The organism is Ruegeria sp. BJ5, from assembly GCF_056537865.1.
The window spans coordinates 209,046-225,575 of the sequence record NZ_JBQFSH010000001.1 but is presented as its reverse complement, the minus strand read 5'-3'; the positions used below and the strand labels follow the sequence as shown (position 1 = coordinate 225,575).

The 16,530-nt window shown below is 62.5% G+C and carries 16 protein-coding genes; 6 read left to right on the top strand and 10 right to left on the bottom strand.

Going from position 1 to position 16,530, the window contains the following annotated elements:
* Positions 1-20: 20 nt before the first annotated feature.
* The 6 genes from ACR0NY_RS01110 to ACR0NY_RS01085 all read left to right on the top strand — a co-directional run bounded on the left by ACR0NY_RS01110 (position 21) and on the right by ACR0NY_RS01085 (position 7,075).
* On the top strand, positions 21-2,915 hold the full coding sequence (locus ACR0NY_RS01110; RefSeq protein WP_170339050.1) for a formate dehydrogenase subunit alpha: 2,895 nt from the start codon (positions 21-23) through the stop codon (positions 2,913-2,915).
* An 11-nt stretch (positions 2,916-2,926) separates the two neighbouring features.
* Complete coding sequence (fdh3B, locus tag ACR0NY_RS01105) at positions 2,927-3,520, top strand: formate dehydrogenase FDH3 subunit beta (RefSeq protein WP_005983764.1); 594 nt, start codon at positions 2,927-2,929, stop codon at positions 3,518-3,520.
* A gap of 71 nt (positions 3,521-3,591) precedes the next feature.
* Complete coding sequence (locus ACR0NY_RS01100) at positions 3,592-4,800, top strand: formate dehydrogenase subunit gamma (RefSeq protein WP_170368321.1); 1,209 nt, start codon at positions 3,592-3,594, stop codon at positions 4,798-4,800.
* Positions 4,801-6,063 carry a c-type cytochrome gene (locus ACR0NY_RS01095; protein ID WP_170339055.1) on the top strand — a complete coding sequence of 421 codons (1,263 nt, stop codon included), beginning with the start codon at positions 4,801-4,803 and terminating at the stop codon, positions 6,061-6,063.
* A 13-nt stretch (positions 6,064-6,076) separates the two neighbouring features.
* A complete protein-coding gene (locus tag ACR0NY_RS01090; RefSeq protein ID WP_302476838.1) occupies positions 6,077-6,202 on the top strand; it encodes a hypothetical protein in 126 nt (41 codons plus the stop codon).
* Positions 6,203-7,075, top strand: coding sequence for a helix-turn-helix transcriptional regulator (locus ACR0NY_RS01085; RefSeq protein ID WP_170339057.1), 873 nt, complete (start codon positions 6,203-6,205; stop codon positions 7,073-7,075).
* Between the two features lie 6 nt (positions 7,076-7,081).
* On the opposite strand, the gene ACR0NY_RS01080 is transcribed toward ACR0NY_RS01085, so the two are convergent.
* The 10 genes from ACR0NY_RS01080 to ACR0NY_RS01035 all read right to left on the bottom strand — a co-directional run bounded on the left by ACR0NY_RS01080 (position 7,082) and on the right by ACR0NY_RS01035 (position 16,380).
* Complete coding sequence (locus ACR0NY_RS01080) at positions 7,082-7,900, bottom strand: ABC transporter substrate-binding protein (protein WP_170368320.1); 819 nt, start codon at positions 7,898-7,900, stop codon at positions 7,082-7,084.
* A gap of 19 nt (positions 7,901-7,919) precedes the next feature.
* The gene (locus ACR0NY_RS01075; protein ID WP_170368319.1) at positions 7,920-8,654 is read right to left on the bottom strand and encodes an ATP-binding cassette domain-containing protein; all 735 of its coding nucleotides are present in this window, start codon (positions 8,652-8,654) and stop codon (positions 7,920-7,922) included.
* A complete protein-coding gene (locus ACR0NY_RS01070; RefSeq protein WP_093961810.1) occupies positions 8,647-9,360 on the bottom strand; it encodes an ABC transporter permease in 714 nt (237 codons plus the stop codon). The genes ACR0NY_RS01075 and ACR0NY_RS01070 overlap by 8 nt, the downstream gene beginning before the upstream one ends.
* A 153-nt stretch (positions 9,361-9,513) precedes the next feature.
* Entirely contained in the window at positions 9,514-10,503 is a 990-nt protein-coding gene (locus ACR0NY_RS01065) for an ABC transporter substrate-binding protein (protein ID WP_170368318.1), read from the bottom strand.
* A gap of 63 nt (positions 10,504-10,566) precedes the next feature.
* Positions 10,567-11,412: an ABC transporter permease gene (locus ACR0NY_RS01060; protein ID WP_170339063.1), complete on the bottom strand. Its 846-nt coding sequence runs from the start codon at positions 11,410-11,412 to the stop codon at positions 10,567-10,569.
* Positions 11,409-12,326 (bottom strand): ABC transporter permease, encoded by a 918-nt coding sequence (locus tag ACR0NY_RS01055; RefSeq protein WP_170339065.1) that lies wholly within the window; start codon positions 12,324-12,326, stop codon positions 11,409-11,411. The genes ACR0NY_RS01060 and ACR0NY_RS01055 overlap by 4 nt, the downstream gene beginning before the upstream one ends.
* On the bottom strand, positions 12,323-12,754 hold the full coding sequence (locus ACR0NY_RS01050) for a GNAT family N-acetyltransferase (RefSeq protein ID WP_170339067.1): 432 nt from the start codon (positions 12,752-12,754) through the stop codon (positions 12,323-12,325). Before ACR0NY_RS01050 ends, ACR0NY_RS01055 begins: the two co-directional genes overlap by 4 nt.
* Positions 12,754-13,551 carry an ABC transporter ATP-binding protein gene (locus ACR0NY_RS01045; protein WP_170339068.1) on the bottom strand — a complete coding sequence of 266 codons (798 nt, stop codon included), beginning with the start codon at positions 13,549-13,551 and terminating at the stop codon, positions 12,754-12,756. The genes ACR0NY_RS01050 and ACR0NY_RS01045 overlap by 1 nt, the downstream gene beginning before the upstream one ends.
* Before the next feature lie 51 nt (positions 13,552-13,602).
* The gene (hydA, locus tag ACR0NY_RS01040) at positions 13,603-15,057 is read right to left on the bottom strand and encodes a dihydropyrimidinase (protein WP_170339070.1); all 1,455 of its coding nucleotides are present in this window, start codon (positions 15,055-15,057) and stop codon (positions 13,603-13,605) included.
* A gap of 72 nt (positions 15,058-15,129) precedes the next feature.
* Positions 15,130-16,380 carry a Zn-dependent hydrolase gene (locus tag ACR0NY_RS01035; RefSeq protein WP_170339071.1) on the bottom strand — a complete coding sequence of 417 codons (1,251 nt, stop codon included), beginning with the start codon at positions 16,378-16,380 and terminating at the stop codon, positions 15,130-15,132.
* Positions 16,381-16,530 lie beyond the last annotated feature (150 nt).

Below are 16,530 nucleotides of genomic sequence, written 5' to 3'. Positions count from 1 at the left end.
GCCAGCAAGGGAGGAAGGAAATGCTTAGGAAAAAGACCAACGGGGTTGCGAGACGCCCCCAGCGGACAAGTATCCTGTCCCAAATCGGCGAAAAGAGCGTCGATCGCCGCGCGTTCCTGCGTGGCTCGGGCCTGACGATCGGCGGCCTGGCCGCGATCAGCGCCACGGGTGGAACCGTGTCGCCCGCCAGCGCCCAGACCGCAGCCAACACGGCTGTCGAGAACATCAAATCCGTCTGCACGCATTGCTCGGTCGGCTGTACCGTGGTTGCCGAGGTGCAGAACGGCGTCTGGATCGGGCAGGAACCCGGTTGGGACAGCCCATTCAACCTGGGCGCTCACTGTGCAAAGGGGGCCGCTGTCCGTGAACACGCCCATGGCGAGCGCCGCCTGAAATACCCGATGAAGAAAGAGGGTGGCGAGTGGAAGCGCATCAGCTGGGAAGAGGCGATCAACGAGATCGGCGACGGCATGATGAGCATCCGCGAGGAAAGCGGGCCTGACAGCGTCTATTGGCTGGGTTCGGCCAAGCACAACAACGAACAGGCCTACTTGTTCCGCAAGTTCGCGGCCTACTGGGGCACCAACAACGTGGATCACCAGGCGCGGATCTGCCACTCGACCACCGTTGCGGGTGTTGCGAATACATGGGGCTACGGCGCCATGACCAACAGCTACAACGACATCCACAATTCCAAGGCGATCTTCATCATCGGCGGCAACCCGGCCGAGGCGCACCCGGTCTCGCTGCTGCACGTCCTGCGCGCGAAAGAGCAGAACAACGCCCCGCTGATCGTCTGCGATCCGCGCTTTACGCGCACCGCGGCCCATGCCGACGAATATGTCCGCTTCCGCCCCGGCACCGACGTGGCGCTGATCTGGGGCATCCTGTGGCACATCTTCGACAACAGCTGGGAAGACAAAGAGTTCATCCGCACCCGTGTCTGGGGCATGGACCAGATCCGCGAAGAGGTCGCCAACTGGACCCCCGAAGAGACCGAGCGCGTCACCGGCGTGCCGGGATCGCAGCTCAAGCGCGTGGCGCGGACGCTGGCCAACAACCGTCCCGGCACCGTGATCTGGTGCATGGGCGGCACCCAGCACACCAACGGCAACAACAACACGCGCGCCTATTGCGTGCTGCAGTTGGCGTTGGGCAACATGGGCACCTCTGGCGGCGGTACGAACATCTTCCGCGGCCATGACAACGTGCAAGGCGCAACCGATCTGGGCGTTCTGTCCCACACCCTGCCCGGCTATTACGGCCTGTCCGCAGGCGCATGGGGTCATTGGGCCCGCGTCTGGGGCGAGGAACCGGAGTGGCTGGCTGGCCAGTTCGCAATGGTCAAGGACAAGGACGGCAAGGACAAGTCGCTGCAGAACGAACGGGGCATCCCGGTTTCGCGCTGGATCGACGGTGTTCTGGAAGATCCCGAGAACATGGATCAGCCCAACAACGTCCGCGCCATGGTACTGTGGGGTCACGCGCCCAACTCGCAGACCCGGATGGTCGAAATGAAGACGGCGATGGAAAAGCTGGACATGCTGGTCGTGATCGACCCGTATCCCACCGTTTCCGCCGTGCTGCATGACCGGACCGATGGCGTCTATCTGCTGCCGGCCTGTACGCAGTTCGAAACCCGTGGCTCGGTCACGGCCTCGAACCGCTCGCTTCAGTGGCGCGACAAGGTGGTCGATCCGCTGTTCGAAAGCCTGCCGGACGAGGTCATCATGGCCAAGTTCGCCAACAAGTTCGGCTGGGCCGACCGGCTCTTCCGCAATATCGAGATGGAGGACCCCGAAACCCCGAATGTCGAAAGCATCACGCGCGAGTTCAACGCGGGGCTGTGGACGATCGGCTATACCGGTCAGTCGCCAGAGCGGATCAAAAGCCATATGGCCAACCAGCACACGTTCGACAGAACCACGCTGCAGGCGGTGGGCGGTCCGAATGACGGCGAATATTACGGTCTGCCGTGGCCGTGCTGGGGCACCGCCGAGATGGGGCATCCGGGGACGCCAAACCTCTATGACATGTCCAAACCGGTGGCCGAGGGCGGCCTGACCTTCCGCGCACGTTTCGGCGTCGAGCGTGACGGTCAGAACCTGCTGGCCGAAGGGGTCTACAGCGTCGGCTCGGAAATCCAGGACGGATACCCCGAGTTCACGATGCAGATGCTGATGGATTTGGGCTGGGATGGCGACCTGACGGCCGAGGAACGCGCGGCCATCGACGCAGTGGCCGGGCCCAAGACCAACTGGAAGACCGACCTGTCGGGCGGCATCCAGCGGGTGGCCATCAAGCATGGCTGTGCGCCCTTCGGCAACGCCAAGGCCCGCACCGTGGTCTGGACCTTCCCGGATCCGATCCCGCTGCACCGCGAGCCGCTGTACACGCCGCGGCGCGATCTGGTGGCTGACTATCCCACCTACGAGGACCGCCAGGCCTATCGCCTTCCGACCTTGTATGCTTCGATCCAGAAGAACGACTTTTCAAAGGATTACCCGATAATCCTAACGTCAGGTCGTCTGGTCGAATATGAAGGTGGCGGCGACGAGACACGGTCGAACCCGTGGCTGGCCGAGCTGCAGCAGGACATGTTCGTCGAGATCAATCCGCGTGACGCCAACAACCTTGGCATTCGCGACGGATCGCAGGTCTGGGTCGAAGGTCCCGAGGGTGGCAAGGTCAAGGTGATGGCGATGCTGACCGAAAGGGTCGGTGCCGGCGTGGCCTTCATGCCCTTCCACTTTGGCGGCCATTTCCAGGGCGCGGACCTGAGGGAGAAATACCCGAAAGGCGCCGACCCGTACGTGCTGGGTGAAAGCACCAACACCGCCCAGACCTATGGCTATGATTCAGTGACCCAGATGCAGGAGACCAAAGCGACTCTCTGCAAGATCTGGGCAGCGTAAGGAGGACGACAATGGCTAGAGCAAAGTTTCTCTGCGACGCTGAACGCTGCATCGAGTGCAACGCCTGCGTGACTGCGTGCAAGAACGAACACGAGGTTCCGTGGGGCATCAACCGCCGCCGGGTGGTGACGATCAATGACGGCAAACCGGGTGAACGTTCGATCTCGGTTGCCTGCATGCATTGTTCGGATGCGCCTTGCATGGCGGTGTGCCCGGTCGACTGCTTCTATCAGAACGAAGAAGGCGTCGTCCTGCACTCCAAGGACCTGTGCATCGGCTGCGGCTATTGCTTCTATGCGTGCCCGTTCGGCGCGCCGCAATACCCGCAGGCCGGCAACTTCGGATCGCGCGGCAAGATGGACAAATGTACCTTCTGCGCCGGCGGCCCCGAGGAAACGCACTCGACCGCAGAGTTCGCCAAATACGGCCGCAACCGGATCGCCGAGGGCAAACTGCCCATCTGCGCCGAGATGTGTTCGACCAAGGCCCTGCTTGCCGGTGACGGCGACGTGGTCTCGGCCATCTACCGCGAACGCGTCGTGGCGCGCGGGTTCGGCTCGGGCGCCTGGGGTTGGGGCACGGCCTACGACCAGAAGGACGGCTGAGACCTCAGCCTGACAACACGGGTGACCCGCGCAGGTGGGTCACCCGATTTTGGATTGATACCGAGGTTCCGATGCTGCGCATTTTTCTGGCTTTGACGTTGACACTTGGGATCGCGCACGGCGCGCTTGCACAGGACACGACCGGCACAGACGAACCAACCGATGCCCCGCGCGCGCAGACCGGTGGCGCCACGACGCTCGAGGATATTCTGGCCCGGCAACGCGGCGAGAAGGTCGACAACAGCTATCGCGCACAGAATACCGGGCAAGGCAATGCCGAAGGGTTGCTGGGTCAGTTGGGTACACGCGGTGTGGCTTCGGACAGTGATGTGTATCGCGCCATCCGCTATGGCTCAGCCGATGTCACCGTTTCGACCAAGGGGCCTGCTGCCGGCGTGTTGATCCAGGATGGCGGCATGTGGTGGTGGACTTTCCGCACCGGTCCGCTGCGTGAATACGGAACCTACATTCTGGGCGGGATGCTGGTCGTTCTGCTTCTGTTTTTCCTGATCCGCGGCCGCATCCGCATCGATGGTGAGAAAACAGGCCGCACGGTCACCCGGTTTTCAGGATTTGAAAGGTTCGGGCACTGGCTGTTTGCCGGCTCGTTCCTGATACTTGGATTGACCGGTCTGCTGACGCTCTATGGCCGGGATTTCCTGATCCCACTGTTCGGCAAGGAAGGGTTCGCCACCATCGCGCAAGGCTGCAAGTGGTTGCACAACAATCTGGCCTGGGCCTTCATGCTGGGATTGGTCATCATCACCGTGAACTGGATCGCCCACAACATCCCCAACCGGACCGACCTGAAATGGTTGGCGGCGGGCGGCGGATTGTTCACCAAAGGCAGCCACCCCCCGGCCAAGAAATTCAACGCTGGTCAAAAGATCATTTTCTGGCTGTGCATCCTGCTTGGCGTCTCGATCAGCCTGTCGGGTCTGTCGCTGCTGTTCCCGTTCGAGCTTCCGATGTTCGCCAAGACGTTTTCGATCGCCAACTCGACCGGGTTGCCCCAACTGATAGGGTTGGACCTGCCCACGCAGATGTCTCCGCAGGAAGAGATGCAATATGCCCAGATCTGGCACGTTATGGTCGCCTATGCCTTCATCGCCATCATTCTGGCGCATATCTACCTCGGCTCGGTCGGCATGGAGGGCGCGTTTGACGCCATGGGTACCGGCGAGGTCGAAGAGCAATGGGCGCGCGAGCACCATTCGCTGTGGCTGGAAGAGGTAAAGGCGCAGGAGGCCAGCGACGGCGCGGCCTCGCCTGCCGAATAGATGCGCGGGCTGGCTTTGGCGCTGGCCCTGCTGCCGCTGCCGCTGGCGGCGGATTTCTACACGCTCAAGGGCCATGGCGGACCGATCATGGACATCGCCGCAGCCCCGGACGGACGCATTGCCACCGCCAGTTTCGACAATTCCGTGGGCCTGTGGTCCGGGCAGCAGCCGGACTGGCTGGAAGGTCACGAGGCTGCCGTGAACGCGGTGGTTTTCAACGGCACCGCGATCTATTCGGCCGGCGACGACTTTACCCTGCGCCGTTGGCCCGGTGGACAGGTCGTTGGTCAGCACAAGGGCAAGGTCGTCGGGCTTGCTGCCTCAAAGACCCTTGTGGCGACTGCCAGTTGGGATGGGACCATCGGCCTGTGGCCCACCGAGGGCGGAGCGGCCAAGGTGCTGGGCCCTACAGGCAGCGGCGTCAACGCGGTGGCCTTCGCGCCGGACGGGCAGTCGCTGTATTCCGCTGGGGTCGACGGCAGCCTGCGGGTCTGGGACGTCACGACAGGAACCGAGACCGCGCGGCTGGTCGAGCATGGTTTCGGCATCAACGAATTGGTCCTGAACGCGCAAGACGGTTGGATCGCCTATGGCGCGGTCGATGGCGTGACCCGCATTCTTGACCTTACCACCGGGGCCGAGCGTGATTTCACGCTGGACCGCCGCCCGATCCTTGCGCTCGCCCTCAGCCCGGATCGGTCGCTGCTGGCGGTGGGCGATGGTGAGGGCTACATCATGGTCATCGACACGCAGGACTGGCGGATCGCGCAGGACTTCCGGGCAACGCTGCGCGGCCCGGTCTGGGCACTGGCCTTTTCGCCCGATGGTGAAAACCTGCACGCGGGCGGGCTGGATCAGGCCATGTACAGCTGGCCGGTGGCCGCGCTGGGGTCACAGGAACGGATGGCCAGCCAAGAGCCGAGTTTCCTGAAGGACCCCGAAGAAATGCAAAACGGAGAACGGCAGTTCGCCCGGAAATGCTCGATCTGCCACAGCCTGACGCCGGACGATCAGCGCCGGGCCGGACCGACCCTGCATGGCGTATTCGGGCGTCAGGCCGGGACACTGCCCGGCTACGTCTACTCGGAAACGCTGCAAGGGTCTGATATCATTTGGAACGAACAGACGATAAACGCTCTTTTCGATCAGGGACCGGACCACTACATTCCGGGATCGAAGATGCCGATGCAGCGGATCGCGCAGGCGCAGGACCGCACCGACCTGATTGAATTTCTGCGCAGCGCGACAGCGCCCGCAGACTAAGCCGGAGGATAAGATGAAAGCCTTTCTTGCAGCTGCCGCCGCAATGGTCGTCATTACTGCCGCCGCACCGATGGTTTTGAAGCAACTCGGACACTCAGCGGCCGAGGCACAGACCGGCTCCTCGGTGCGACTAGACTGAATGTCCGAATTCCTGACCACACGAGAGTTGGCGGACCTGCTGCGCATTGGCGAACGCAAGGCTTATGATCTGGCGTCTTCGGGCGAAGTGCCCTGCGTGAAAGCGATGGGCAAACTTCTCTTTCCCCGGGCTGAAGTACTGGCCTGGCTCAATGCGTCGCGTACCGGGCCGCACACGGTCAAACCGCCCCTGCCCGACATCGTGGCTGGCAGCCATGACCCCCTTTTGGATTGGGCGCTCCGCGAAAGCGGCTCGGGGTTGGCCACCTATTACGACGGCTCATTCGACGGGCTGAACCGCCTTGCGCGACGTGACGCACAAGCCGCGGTACTGCACATCCATGAACCGGGCGGGTTCAACGTCAATTCCGTCCGCGATGCGCTGGGAGAGGCGCCCGTGGTACTGTACGAGGTCGCAAGCCGCCAGCGCGGCCTGTTGCTGGCCCCCGGGGTTCAGGGAATTTCCGATTTTGGTGATCTGAAAGGCCGCCGTGTCGTGCTGCGCCAGGACAGTGCCGCCAGTCAGCACTTGTTCGATGCCCAGTTGCGAAGCTGCGGTCTGAGCCGCGCCGATCTTGACGCCCTGCCGACTTGCGCCCGCACCGAAGAGGAACTGGCAATCGCTCTGCATGACCGGAAGGCCGAGGCAGGATTCGGCATCGGAGCCTTGGCGCGCCTCTACGGGTTGGGCTTCATTCCAACCCATTCCGAACGTCTCGACCTCGCCATCTGGCGGCGGTCCTGTTTCGATCCGCCGATGCAGAAACTGCTGACTTTTTTGGGAACGGACAAATTCAGGCGTCGCGCAGATGAATTGGGCGGATACGATCTGTCCGGCTTGGGACAGATCCATCACAACGGCGCAAGTGACTGACCGGCCCTATTGCTGCGCGTTCGGAAAAAAGAGCTGCTCACCGTTCAATTTGTACGCCGCGATCGCTTCCTGACCGTCGGGGCCAGTGAGCCAGTCGATGAACCTTCTTCCCGCGGCCGCCCGGACCCGCGGATGCTTTTCGGGGTTCACGAGGATCACTCCGTATTGATTGAACAACCGAGGATCGCCTTCGACCAGAACCTCAAGGTTTCCCTTGTTGCCGAACGACAGCCATGTGGCCCTATCGGTCAGAGCATAGGCATCCATGCCCGCAGCCAGGTTGAGCGTCGCACCCATGCCCGACCCGGTCTCGCGGTACCACTCGCCCGAAGACAAGGTCGGGTCCGTTCCGGACAGGCTCCAAAGAGCCTTCTCCGCCTTGTGGGTCCCGCTGTCATCCGCGCGCGACGCGAACGGAGCTTTGGCCTGCGCGATCGCTGCCAACGCGGCCACTGCGTCGTCGCCGCCTTTGATCTTGGCCGGGTCCGATTTCGGCCCCACCAAGACAAAATCGTTGTACATCACGTCCCGCCGCTCGACACCCCAGCCGTCGGCCACGAATTGCTCTTCCGCTGGCTTGGCATGCACCAGCAGAACGTCACCGTCGCCGTTGATCGCGTTTCGGATCGCCTGCCCTGTCCCCACGGCCACAACACGGACATCGATCCCGCTTTCCGCCTCGAACCCCGGGAGGATAAAGTCCAGAAGGCCGGAATTCTGCGTCGATGTCGTGGACTGCACGACAATGAATGGTTCTTCGGCCGCTGCCGGACCGGCCAACAGCCCGAACAGGATCATTGCGCTTTTGATTGCTGCGCGAAACATGGATTGCCTCCGGTTGTTGTTATGTGACCAGCCAGCCCGCCAGATACTGGCGCGATGCCTGACATTGTGGCGCTTCCAGCACCTGTTTGGCGGTGCCATGCTCGACCACGCGCCCGCCCTGCATCATCACGATATCCGCCGCCAGCCGACGGGCTTGCCCGACGTCGTGGGTGACCATCACGATCCGCACCCCCCGGGCCGAGGCGCGCAGGATCATCGCCTCGATCATTTGGGTCGCCGCGGGATCGAGGGCGCTGGTGGGTTCGTCCAGGAACAGGGTCTCGGGGCCAAGCGCAAGCGCGCGAAGGATGGCCAGACGCTGTGCCTCGCCACCCGACAGCGAGCGCGCCGACTGCCGGGCCTTGGTCTCAAGCCCTCCTTCGGCCAGAAGCTCCTGGATCCGGTTTTTCCGAGCAGCCCTGCCGAGCCCCAGCCGTTTCAAAACAAAGTCCAGATTGGCAGACACCGATCGGCGCAGCAGAACCGGTTGCTGGAACACCATCGCCTGCCGGGCCTTGTGGGCCGCATTCAGAATTCCGCCATCCTGCAGAACCTGCCCCGCATCGGCCTTGATCAAACCATGCAGGCAACGCAGCAGCAGGCTTTTGCCAGCACCGTTCGGCCCAAGGATCAAAGTCGGGCCCGGACCATCCATCATCAGCTGCGGGACATCCAGCAACAGCTTGCCATTGCGTTCCACTCGTAGCCCATCGGCCTGCAGACAATTGGGCATGTCCGGCATCAGATCACGCATGGCGCAACCCTTCCTGCTCGGTCCGAAGCGTCAGGGCGCTGACTGCAGCATTCACGGCCACCGCGATTCCGATCAGGATCGTCCCCAAGGCCAGCGCCAAGGCCAAGTTGCCCTTCGAGGTTTCCAACGCAATCGTCGTCGTCATGACCCGTGTCACGTGGTTGATGTTGCCGCCGACGATAATCACCGCGCCGACTTCGGCGATGGCTCGTCCGAACCCGGCCAGCAAGGCAGTCACCAACGCCAGACGCGCGTCCCACAAAAGCACCGGCACCGAGGCCAACCGCGACACTCCCAACGAACGCAACTGTTCCGAATATTCCTCGGCCAGCATCTCGATCACCTGCCGCGTCAACGCCGCGACGATCGGGGTCACCAGCACTGTTTGGGCGATGATCATGGCGGTTGGGGTGTACAAAAGCTCCAGCACGCCCAGCGGGCCCGAACGGGACAGCATCAGGTAGACGAGCAGGCCGACGACAACCGGAGGAAAGCCCATCAGAGCGTTCATCAGAATGATCAACGCGCGCCGTCCGGGAAAGCGGGCCACCGCCAAGGCCGCGCCAACCGGCATCCCGATCACGGCTGAAATCAACACAGCCAGCACCGAAACTTGCAGCGACAGCATCACGATCGCCCAAAGGTCCGGATCCCCGGTCAGGATCAGGTGGCCTGCTTGGCTGAATTGTGATGCAAAATCCTGCATTTTATTCCCAAATCCACCAATTTTCGTAGGGATCGCAAAATCTTACAGGAATAATAGAGGAAACTGCCTCTGAAGACAGTTAAATTCCGACATCCGCAAAAACAAACGCGGCCCACAGGGGGCCGCGCTGAATTGTTGCCATGGTACAGCCAATCAGTTCAGGGCTGCATCCGTGATCTGGCTGGTCCACGCGCCTTCGGGCTTTTTAGTGATCACCGGGTCCGAGCCGCCGGCCAGCAGCGTGTTCACCGTGCGCTCGAAATCAGCCGGATCCAACGCGCCATTCGAACCGGCGGTCAGCTTGGCGATTTCGCCCATCATGCGCTTCTGGTGTTCCTCGGTCTGAGCACCGGTCGCATCGTTCTCCAACACGAATTCGGCGGCTTCGTCCGGGTTCTCCTCGGCGTATTTCCAGCCTTTCATCGAAGCGCGCACAAAGCGTTCCATCTTGTCGACGAAGGCCGGATCGCTGAGGTTTTCTTCAAGCACGTACAGGCCATCTTCCAGCGTGGCAACGCCCTGGTCTTCATACTTGAAGGTCACCAGTTCGTCGGGGCTGACGCCGGCGTCGATCACCTGCCAGTATTCATTGTAGGTCATGGTGCTGATGCAATCGGCCTGACGCTGCAGCAGCGGGTCGACGTTGAAGCCCTGCTTCAGAACCTCGACGCCGTTCTCGCTCTTGCCGCCGGTGTCGATGCCCAGCTGGCTCATCCAGCTCATGAACGGGAATTCATTGCCGAAGAACCAGACGCCCAGCGTGCGGTTCTTGAGGTCCTCGGGCGAGGAAATGCCCGCGTCCTTCCAGCAGGTCAGCATCATGCCCGAGCTCTTGAAGGGCTGCGCAATGTTGACCAGCGGCAGGCCCTTTTCGCGTGCGGCCAGCGCGGCGGGCATCCATTCCACGGTGACATCAGCGCCACCGCCCGCGATCACCTGCGTGGGCGCGATGTCGGGGCCGCCGGGCAGGATGGTGACATCCAGCCCCTCTTCTTCGTAAAACCCCTTGTCCTTTGCGACGTAGTAGCCCGCGAACTGGGCCTGGGTGACCCATTTCAATTGCAGCGTCACCTCGTCTGCGGCAAAGGCCGAACTTGCGGCGAATCCTAGGGCGGCTATGGCCCCGGTCAGTAGCTTGTTCATCTTCATCTTCTCCTAGTTGCTAGTGCTGCCCCGTTATCGGGGTCTGTTGAATTGTTGTTCCGCTTAACTGCGTTGTGACGGGTGCCAGAAGGTCACCAATTTCTCGATCATGGCGACCAGACCGTAGAAGGCGGTCCCGGCCAGTGCCGCGACCACGATTTCCGCCCAGACCATGTCCAGCGACAATTGCCCGACACTGGTCGAGATCCGGAACCCCATGCCCAAGGTGGGCGAGCCGAAGAACTCTGCCACGATAGCGCCGATCAGGGCCAGCGTGGTGGAAATTTTCAACCCGTTGAAAATAAACGGCATGGCCGCGGGCAGCCGCAGCTTCAGAAAGCTCTGCCAATAGGTTGCGGCATAGGTCTCCATCAGGTCGCGCTGCATTGCGGTGGCCTCGCGCAGGCCGGCCACCGTGTTCACCAGCATCGGGAAAAAGACCATCACCACGACCACAGCAGCCTTCGAATGCCAGTCGAACCCGAACCACATTACAAGGATCGGCGCGGTACCCACGATCGGCAGCGCGGCCACGAAATTGCCCACCGGCAGCAGGCCCAGGCGCAGGAAATCCCACCGGTCCACGGCGATTGCCATCAGGAAGGCGGCGCCGCATCCGATGATATAGCCGCTGAGCGCGCCCTTGATGATGGTCTGCACGAAATCGGCCCACAGGATCGGCAAGCTGTCCCAGAACCGGTCCCAGATCACCGAAGGCGCCGGCAGGATCACCAGAGGCACATCGAGCCCGCGCACCAGCATTTCCCAAACCCCGATGACGGTCAGGCCGAAGATCAGCGGAGCAAGAATGCGCACCGTCCGCGTGTCGGCATAAGGTCCGCTGGCCAGGCGGGTGTTCAGCCACCAACCGGCCAACCACAAAAGGATTGCAAGACCGACCATCATCATTGCGTCATCCCCATGCGTTTCAACACCGCGCGCTCGATCAGGCCCAACAGGCCCACAAGACAGGCCGCCAGAATGGCCGCGGCAAACAGCGCCGACCAGATCTGCACCGTTTGGCCATAGTAGCTGCCGGCCAGCAGACGCGCGCCCAGCCCCGCCACGGCGCCGGTCGGCAGTTCGCCGACGATGGCCCCCACCAGCGACGCGGCGATCCCGATCTTGAGAGAGGCGAACAGATAGGGCATCGAGGCCGGCAGGCGCAGTTTCCAGAACGCCTGCCCGTTGCTTGCATTGTAGGTGCGCAGCAGGTCCAACTGCATCGCATCGGGGCTGCGCAGGCCCTTGACCATGCCGACGACCACCGGGAAAAAGCTCAGATAGGCCGAGATCACCGCCTTGGGGATGATCCCCTGAATGCCGATCGAATACAGCACCACGATGATCATCGGCGCCAATGCGATGATGGGGATGGTCTGGCTGACGATGGCCCAGGGCATGACCGACAGGTCCATCACCCGACTGTGCACGATCCCCACCGCCAGCAGGATGCCCAGCCCCGTGCCGATGGCAAAGCCCAAGATCGTCGCGCTGAGCGTCACCCAGCCGTGATAGACCAATGACCGTTTCGAGGTGATCTTCTTCTGAACCGTGGTCTCCCACAGTTCGATGCCCACCTGATGCGGTGCGGGCAGACGCGGCCGATCCTGCGCCCAGGTCGCCGGAACGGCAAAGCTGTTGCGCAGCGCCAGACCGATTTCCCCCATGTCGCGGCGGTCTTTGGCCGAGGGCGGAACCACTTCGGCCCCGGCCCGTTCCTGTTCAGTTAGAACGCCCTTGATGTTCATCGGAATGCAGGCCGCGTACCAGATGACGATGATGGCCAGCAGAACGGTCAGAACGGCAACAAGCTGCTTCATGCGTGCCACTCCATCCGCACGACGGGGACGGTCTCGGGCGGCGTTGCGGCCTCGGTCCCGGTCTCGACAAAGCCCTCGCGGCGATAGAACCGTTGCGCGGCGGCATTCGGTTGATGGGCCGTCAGCCACAGAAAGCTGCGCCCCTGTTTTGCCCGGTCCAGCAGGCGCTTGCCGATGCCCTGCCCGGTCCGCAGGCAATACAGCGCGCCGACCTTCTGCGCCGCAGGATCGACCGACATGTAGCAATCGACGGGGTCGCCCACGACCCACATCTCGCGGTCCGGGAAGGCCTGCGCGATCAGCGCCTCCAACTCCTGTTGGGGCAGTTCATCCGTCATCCACTCGGTCTGGCAGACCCAGGTCGAAACCACCGCCGCGCAGGCCGGCACATCCGCCTCGGTCGCGCGTCTGATGTCATCCCTGCCCATCACACATCGTCCCCATGCCCGGCGCGCAGCCCTTCGCGCACCCGATGCGCGACGTCGATGAATTCGGGCGTGTCGCGGATGTCCAGCGGCCGTTCCCTAGGCAGCGGGCTGTCGATCACATCGGTAATCCGCCCGGGGCGCGGGCTCATCACCACGATCTTGGTGCTCAGATACACCGCCTCGGGGATCGAGTGGGTGACAAACCCAATCGTCTTGCCGGTGCGCGCCCACAGCGCCAGAAGCTGTTCGTTGAGGTGATCGCGCACGATCTCGTCCAGTGCGCCGAAAGGCTCATCCATCAACAGAATATCGGCGTCGAAGGCCAGTGCCCGGGCGATGCTGGCCCGTTGCTGCATCCCACCCGAAAGCTGCCAGGGGAATTTTCCACCAAAACCTGCAAGATCAACAAGTTCCAGAACGTTATTCACCCGTTCTTCCTGCTCCTGCGCCGAGTATCCCATGATCTCGAGCGGCAGTTTGATGTTCTTGGCGATGGTCCTCCATGGGTACAGGCCCGCCGCCTGAAACACATAGCCGTAGGCCCGGTTCCGGCGGGCCTCGTCCGGGGGCATGCCGTTGACGGTCAGCGTGCCGCTCGTCGGCGTTTCCAGCGCAGCGACACAGCGCAGAAAGGTCGTCTTGCCACAGCCCGAAGGGCCAATGAAACTGACGAATTCGCCCTTGTCGACCGCCAGGTTCACGTCCTTGAGGGCGTGCACGGGTCCGTCATTGGTCTGGAAGGTCAGGTCGAGGTTCTTTGCCTCGATCACGGGCTGGGTATTGCTTTCCGATGTCATCCTACTGCCTTGAAGTTTTGGCTTTTTTGCCCGTTCGGTAACCTTTGTGCATCATACCCCCGTCGCCGGGATGCCCGACCTCTCAACCGGGCGCGGGGCGGTCAGCTCTTTCCAGGTGCTCAGCGCCTTGTTCACGGTGGTGTTGGCCTCGCGCGCGACGAATTTGCCATGGCCTTCCTGCGTTCGGATCTCGCCATCATGCACCGCCACCTGTCCACGGGTCAGGGTAAAGCGCGGCAGGCCCTTGACCGCGTGCCCCTCGAACACGTTGTAGTCGATCGCCGACTGCTGCGTCGCCGCACTTATGGTCTTGGTCTTGTCCGGGTCCCACACCACCAGATCGGCATCTGCGCCCACCAGAACGGCGCCCTTTTTCGGATAGCAATTCAATATCTTGGCGATATTTGTTGAAGTCACGGCCACGAATTCGTTCGGCGTCAGCCGCCCGGTCGCCACGCCATGGGTCCACAGCATCGGCATCCGATCCTCAAGGCCGCCCGTGCCGTTGGGTATCTTGGTGAAATCGCCCACGCCGAACCGTTTCTGCTCGGTCGTGAAGGCGCAGTGATCGGTGGCCACCACGCTCAGCGAGCCTGACTGCAGCCCCGCCCACAGGCTGTCCTGGTGCTGCTTGTTGCGGAACGGCGGGCTCATCACCCGGCGCGCGGCGTGATCCCAATCGGGATGCGCATATTCGCTGTCGTCCAGCGTCAGGTGCTGGATCAGAGGCTCGCCCCAGACGCGCTTGCCCTGCATCCGAGCCCGGCGGATGGCCTCATGCGCCTCTTCGCACGAGGTGTGCACCACATAGAGCGGCACACCGGCCATGTCGGCGATCATGATGGCGCGGTTGGTGGCCTCGCCCTCGACCTGCGGCGGGCGCGAATAGGCATGGGCCTCGGGGCCGGTATTGCCTTCGGCCAGCAGCTTGGCCTGCAACTCGGCCACCACGTCGCCGTTTTCGGCATGGACCATCGCGATCCCGCCCAGCTCGGCCAGCCGCTTGAACGAGGCAAACAGCTCGTCGTCATTGACCATCAGTGCGCCTTTGTAGGCCATGAAATGCTTGAACGTGTTGATGCCCCGCTGTTCGATCACGGTTTTCAGATCGTCGAACACCTGTTCGCCCCACCACGTCACGGCCATGTGGAAGGAATAGTCGCAATTGGCGCGGGTCGATTTGTTGTCCCAGCGTTTGAGCGCATCCAGCAGGCTTTCGCCCGGGTTCGGCAGCGCGAAGTCCACCACCATGGTCGTGCCGCCGGCCAGCGCCGCGCGGGTGCCGCTTTCGAAATCATCGCTGGAATAGGTTCCCATGAATGGCATTTCCAGATGCGTGTGCGGGTCGATCCCGCCGGGCATGACATAACAGCCGGTCGCATCCAGTTGCTCATCCCCCTTCAGATCCGGCCCGATTTCGGTGATCACGCCACCTTCGATCTTGACGTCGGCCTTGTAGGTCAGATCCGCGGTAACGACGGTTCCGTTCTTGATGACTGTGCTCATGTTCAACTCCCTGCGGGCGCGTCTGTTGCGCCTCTATTGGTTTTCCAGCGGATTGGGGGCGCGCGGCCCCGGCTACTCCACGATCTCGGCGGTTTCGACGACCGCGTGGAACAGGACATCCGCCCCGGCGGTTGCCCATTCCTTGCTGATTTCCTCGGCCTCGTTGTGGCTCAGGCCATCCACGCAGGGGCACATCACCATCGCGGTCGGCGCCACGCGGTTGATCCAGCAGGCATCGTGCCCCGCGCCCGAAATGATGTTGGTATGCGAATAGCCCAGCCGCTCGGCCGCATTGCGCACGGCGGCGACGCAGGTCTCGTCGAATTTCACCGGGTCGAACCCGCCGACCTTCTCGAACGCGACCTGCAGGCCCATCTCATCCACGATGTCCTCGGCTGCGACGCGCAGCCGGTTCTCCATGTCCTTGATGACGTCCAACTCGGGCGAGCGGAAATCGACCGTGAACACCACCTTGCCCGGGATCACGTTGCGCGAGTTCGGATAGACGTCGATATGCCCGGCAGCCCCCACGGCATGGGGCGCGTGCGACCAGGCGATCTCGTCCACCTTTTCAAGAATGCGCGCCATCGCCAGCCCGGCATTCTTGCGCATCGGCATCGGGGTTGATCCGGTATGCGCGTCCTTGCCGGTCACGGTCACCTGGGTCCAGCTCAGGCCCTGCCCATGGGTGACGACGCCGATATCCTTGCCCTCGGCCTCGAGGATCGGGCCTTGTTCGATATGCAGTTCAAAGAAGGCATGCATCTTGCGGGCCCCGACTTCTTCGTCGCCGCGCCAGCCGATGCGCTGCAATTCGTCGCCGAACTTCTTCCCCTCGGCGTCCTCGCGGTCATAAGCCCAGTCCTGCGTGTGCATCCCCGCGAACACGCCCGAGGCCAGCATGGCCGGGGCAAAGCGCGTGCCCTCTTCGTTGGTCCAGTTGGTGGCCACGATCGGGTGTTTGGTCTTGATGCCCAGATCGTTCAGGGTGCGGATGATCTCAAGCCCGCCCAGAACCCCCAGCACCCCGTCATACTTGCCGCCCGTCGGCTGCGTATCGAGGTGCGAGCCGACATAGACCGGCAGCGCATCGGGGTCGGTGCCGGGGCGCATGGCGAACATGTTGCCCATCTGGTCAAGACCCATGATGCAGCCGGCCTCTTCGCACCATTTCTGGAACAGCGCGCGGCCCTCGGCATCTTCGTCGGTCAGGGTCTGGCGGTTGTTGCCGCCGGCAACGCCCGGGCCAATCTTGGCCATCTCCATCAGGCTGTCCCACAACCTGTCGCCATTGATCCTGAGATTCTGCGCCGGAGCTGCCATGTTCGTCTTCCCTGTTGCTTGCGATTTGGCTCGCTTTTGGTGTCTTGATTTGACCATCTGGTCAAACTCACGCTATCACGGGTTCGACATCAGTCAAGAAATTGCATCGCACCGATGCAAAAATCGGCATATTCAACACCTGCTTGTTCG

Excerpts from the sequence above, each read along its gene's own strand:
- ACR0NY_RS01110 (WP_170339050.1), top strand. The coding sequence starts at position 21 with ATGCTTAGGAAAAAGACCAACGGGGTTGCGAGACGCCCCCAGCGGACA.
- fdh3B (WP_005983764.1), top strand. The coding sequence starts at position 2,927 with ATGGCTAGAGCAAAGTTTCTCTGCGACGCTGAACGCTGCATCGAGTGC.
- ACR0NY_RS01100 (WP_170368321.1), top strand. The coding sequence starts at position 3,592 with ATGCTGCGCATTTTTCTGGCTTTGACGTTGACACTTGGGATCGCGCAC.
- ACR0NY_RS01095 (WP_170339055.1), top strand. The coding sequence starts at position 4,801 with ATGCGCGGGCTGGCTTTGGCGCTGGCCCTGCTGCCGCTGCCGCTGGCG.
- ACR0NY_RS01090 (WP_302476838.1), top strand. The coding sequence starts at position 6,077 with ATGAAAGCCTTTCTTGCAGCTGCCGCCGCAATGGTCGTCATTACTGCC.
- ACR0NY_RS01085 (WP_170339057.1), top strand. The coding sequence starts at position 6,203 with ATGTCCGAATTCCTGACCACACGAGAGTTGGCGGACCTGCTGCGCATT.
- ACR0NY_RS01080 (WP_170368320.1), bottom strand. The coding sequence starts at position 7,900 with ATGTTTCGCGCAGCAATCAAAAGCGCAATGATCCTGTTCGGGCTGTTG.
- ACR0NY_RS01075 (WP_170368319.1), bottom strand. The coding sequence starts at position 8,654 with ATGCGTGATCTGATGCCGGACATGCCCAATTGTCTGCAGGCCGATGGG.
- ACR0NY_RS01070 (WP_093961810.1), bottom strand. The coding sequence starts at position 9,360 with ATGCAGGATTTTGCATCACAATTCAGCCAAGCAGGCCACCTGATCCTG.
- ACR0NY_RS01065 (WP_170368318.1), bottom strand. The coding sequence starts at position 10,503 with ATGAACAAGCTACTGACCGGGGCCATAGCCGCCCTAGGATTCGCCGCA.
- ACR0NY_RS01060 (WP_170339063.1), bottom strand. The coding sequence starts at position 11,412 with ATGATGATGGTCGGTCTTGCAATCCTTTTGTGGTTGGCCGGTTGGTGG.
- ACR0NY_RS01055 (WP_170339065.1), bottom strand. The coding sequence starts at position 12,326 with ATGAAGCAGCTTGTTGCCGTTCTGACCGTTCTGCTGGCCATCATCGTC.
- ACR0NY_RS01050 (WP_170339067.1), bottom strand. The coding sequence starts at position 12,754 with ATGGGCAGGGATGACATCAGACGCGCGACCGAGGCGGATGTGCCGGCC.
- ACR0NY_RS01045 (WP_170339068.1), bottom strand. The coding sequence starts at position 13,551 with ATGACATCGGAAAGCAATACCCAGCCCGTGATCGAGGCAAAGAACCTC.
- hydA (WP_170339070.1), bottom strand. The coding sequence starts at position 15,057 with ATGAGCACAGTCATCAAGAACGGAACCGTCGTTACCGCGGATCTGACC.
- ACR0NY_RS01035 (WP_170339071.1), bottom strand. The coding sequence starts at position 16,380 with ATGGCAGCTCCGGCGCAGAATCTCAGGATCAATGGCGACAGGTTGTGG.